The sequence below is a fragment of the Fibrobacter sp. genome (assembly GCF_017545445.1).
In the GTDB taxonomy this organism is placed as follows: Bacteria; Fibrobacterota; Fibrobacteria; order Fibrobacterales; family Fibrobacteraceae; genus Fibrobacter.
Map to the genome: position 1 here is coordinate 1 of NZ_JAFWOM010000042.1, position 3,726 is coordinate 3,726.

3 protein-coding genes and 1 pseudogene are annotated in these 3,726 nt (G+C 40.3%); all 4 read right to left on the reverse strand.

The features are described 5' to 3' along the window. Positions 1–1,316 (reverse strand): type I restriction endonuclease (locus IKG78_RS05040; protein WP_290940275.1); only part of this gene is annotated, 1,316 nt, incomplete at its 3' end. 129 nt (positions 1,317–1,445) lie between these two features. Further along, positions 1,446–2,411: an ORF6N domain-containing protein gene (locus IKG78_RS05045; RefSeq protein WP_290940278.1), complete on the reverse strand. Its 966-nt coding sequence runs from the start codon at positions 2,409–2,411 to the stop codon at positions 1,446–1,448. A gap of 48 nt (positions 2,412–2,459) precedes the next feature. After that, positions 2,460–3,305: an ATP-binding protein gene (locus IKG78_RS05050; protein WP_290940282.1), complete on the reverse strand. Its 846-nt coding sequence runs from the start codon at positions 3,303–3,305 to the stop codon at positions 2,460–2,462. 2 nt (positions 3,306–3,307) lie between these two features. Further along, a pseudogene (locus tag IKG78_RS05055) lies at positions 3,308–3,726 on the reverse strand (hypothetical protein); the annotation flags it as partial.

Sequence of the window (3,726 nt, forward strand, 5' to 3'; positions counted from 1 at the left end):
AAGCCGATGTAGCAGGCGTTCGGGAATACCGTTCGCATCTTGGTCGCGAGCGAACCGTAGTTCGAACGGTGGCTTTCATCAACAAGGACGAAAATATCCCTGGAATTGTTCTTGACACCCTGATTATCTACCGTATTGAACTTGTTGATAATCGATGTAATGACATCGGCCTTGCCCTCGTTAATCAGGTCGCAAAGGTTTTTGCCGCTTGTAGCGCGGGCCGGAGTGAGGCGCGTGTGCGTAAACGTCTTTGCTATCTGCTTGTCAAGTTCTTTACGATCAGTCACGACAATCACTTTGGGGCTTACCGAGCTCAGTTCTTCAAGAATATACTTGGAAACCATCACCATGGTAAGCGACTTGCCCGAACCTTGCGTATGCCAGATGACGCCACTCTGGCGGTTGCCTGCCGGGTCATTTTCGGCAATGGTTTTCATAATCGCCTCTACCGCAAAGAACTGCTGATAACGGCAAATCTTTTTGATGTTGGCATCGTAAACGACAAAATACTTCGCGAACTTGCGCAAGCGCTCTTTTTCGAACAGCGAAATCAACGTCTTGTCTTGTTCCGTCGGAACACGCCCCGCAACAATCTGATCAACAAGGCTCGCTTGCCATTCTGTATCCTGTTCACGCCATATATTCCAGAATTTTTTCCCGGTGCCCACAGTCGCGTACTTGACCACGTTCTTGTTTGTTGCGACAACCATCTGCACGTATTTGAACAGCTGCGGAATATACTCCGCTTTTTGGTTGCGGATATTCTGTTCGACACCCTTTTCTTCAGAAATATCGGGAGCCTTGCACTCGATAACGGCAAAAGGAATTCCATTCACGAATACAACAATATCTGGGCGGGCGTTTTTCTGTTTGTCCCAACTGTCGCAAGAGAATTCCTCCGTCACATGGAAAACGTTGTTTTCGAAATTTCCCCAATCGATATAGTTCAGGTTGAAACTTTTTGTTGTTCCGTCCACCAATTTTTCCTGATAACTCTTGCCAAGCATCAATGCATCATAAATGCGTTCGCTCGTTTTTACCAGGCCCTCGGTCAATGGCACATCAAGTTCTGCGATAGCCCTTTCGATATTTTCGGCGGAAAACTTGTAAGCAATACCATTGTATTCAAACTGGTTGATTTTCTGGAGCTGCTTGCGGAGGATATCCTTGAGCAATACATTGTATTGCGTGCCACGCTCCTGGGCTGCATCTTCGGGCGAAATGTAGGTATAGCCCAGCTTCGCCAGCACTTCGATTGCGGGGTACTTGCTTGCATTATCTTCAAGCATCAAGTCTGATTGATTCGTAAAACTCATAAATCATACTCCTTTTAACCTAATGTGCCATTTAATATGCCATTTAATGTGCCAAAATAATCTGCCATTTTATCCGCCATCTTATATTGCGAACGAACTATTAGTATTTCATTAGTAGTTGCCATATAATTACCTCAAGTCCGTTAGAATGGCTGAAATCCATTTTTTAGGTTCATCCATTTTTTCAAACGCGAAGCACGCCTTGCCCAAATCCTTGAGCGACGCTCCGATATGATAAAGTTCCTTATTGTCGATAATCATAAAACGGTCATGCATCTTTTTTGTGCGCGCAACGTCTAAAGTTGGATACTGTTCATTGAATTTGTCAATATCAATTTGCCGTAGTTCTGCTCTCGGGTCAGTATAAATTTTCACCGAAACATTCTTTTGCTTTGCCTTGAACCTTTCCAAAACAGATAAATCTACATAACCATCGATAAGGACGATTTCTTTTTTCGCTGTTTTAATGAGGTCTTGGAAAAAGGCATAAGCATCAAAAATTTGCCCTTTGAAGAACACTCCTTCTTTCGCTTTCTTGGGAGACGAATCTAACACAGTGAATATCTTCGAGAAGTTTTCGTCAATTGTCTTGAATTTTGATTCAACCTTATTTTCTACGGCAGTCAATCGATTGGCAAGAGCAAGATTATTACGCAAATAATGACGCATTTGCACAAAGGCGTTCATAATTTCGATACTGACCTTAATCGCTTTTTCGCTACGAAGAACCGCAGAAAGCATCGCAACGCCCTGCTCTGTAAAGGCGTAAGGGAGATATTTGGTGTGACGACCGCGTAAATCCTCGTTATTTTCTATGGTCGCAATTTGCGACCATAAAGATTTCTTTACATTCTGATATTCATCTAATGATAATTGAAACATGAATTGTTCTGGGAATCGTTCAATATTTCTATTTACTTGTTCCTTCAAACGTTTGGTTTCAACGCCGTACAATTCAGCCAAATCACGGTCTATCATGACTTGGACATCACGAAATACTACGATTTTACTCGCAATAGGAGCGTCACTTTTACTTGAGATCACAAATTGTGACTTCAAATTTTCTGATGATTTTAAATCCTTCGCTACACTCATACCGCATTCCCTTCAAGGTCGCAAATTGCGACTTTGAACATTATTCCGCTATTTATTCCTATTACGAGCCTCATTGAAAAACTTTTGTGCCTCAATTGCGTTTCTTAAATTCGCTTCGTAGATTGCTACTTTTTCTGAATTTTCGAAATCAATGAAATTAGGAGTACAATATAACCGTGTATTCATTTTCATGCATACACCACCATTTCCCTTCCATACTTCATCTATATATGTCAAAGGTACAATAATAGACGTATAATTACTACGACTCAGTTTTATTTCATTTTCTTCCCCTGGAATGCATTCCGCATACCATACAGCTTGATAATTTCCTATTGGATACGGATATATGTATACTTTGCCTCCAGAAGGGAGATACTTTTGCAATTTTAAATAGACAAGCCTAGATTTACTGTCCATCATTCTCTTTTCAACCTCCTCAAAGGTCATAAACTGATTGCCGAATTCTGTTCGATACGGGAAATTGAATGAACGCCTATCTTTATCAAGGCAAACACCGACAAGATTTATAGACGGTTCAACATTTATTGCGACAATAAGATTTCCAGAAACATCAATCGGTACGACTTGAACATCTATTTTGGGGGAAATAATTTCGCAAATATGCGTATGGACGGTCTTTCTAATTTCTTCAACATTTATGCTGGGAACAAAACCGGAGGCAACTTTCTTTGCTCCATCGGATTTTTCCGCCACGCCAATTAGCAAAGTTCCACCAAATGTATTGGCAAAAGCAGCCAAATCAATTGCAAAATCTTCTGATTTTTTAGGACTGAAAGATTGCTTATAATCCCAATGTATGCTTTCTGAAGTCTCACCCAAATGGATAAGACTTTCGAAATCTTGCGCTGTTTTAAATGGTGTATAAAGCATAATTAAAACACCGTTTTTATAATAGAATCAACACCATTTATCATTTCTTCAACTTCTTCTTGCGTTGGTTCACGTTTTGAGTTATGATCGCATAAATTGCGGATATCCCCTAAATGTTGAATTTTTCTAAAAGTTGGAATGTCATAAACATTGCCCGCCTTTAATGCATCGTTTAAAGGAGAAATGGTGTCCTTTTTACATATCAAATTATGATTTTTCAAAACTTGATCTAGATGTTTTTCCAAAACAACCCCAGCAATTGCTCCCGCTGCACGCACAAATTTGTTTTTATTAAGCATTTTTGCCGCAGCAAGCTCATCATCAAACAAATCCGCTTGAACTAGTTGCTGAATGTCAAAAAGCGAACTCTCAAATCGAGCCTGAACGGCTTTTAAAATATTTAATTGCTGTTGAAATTTTG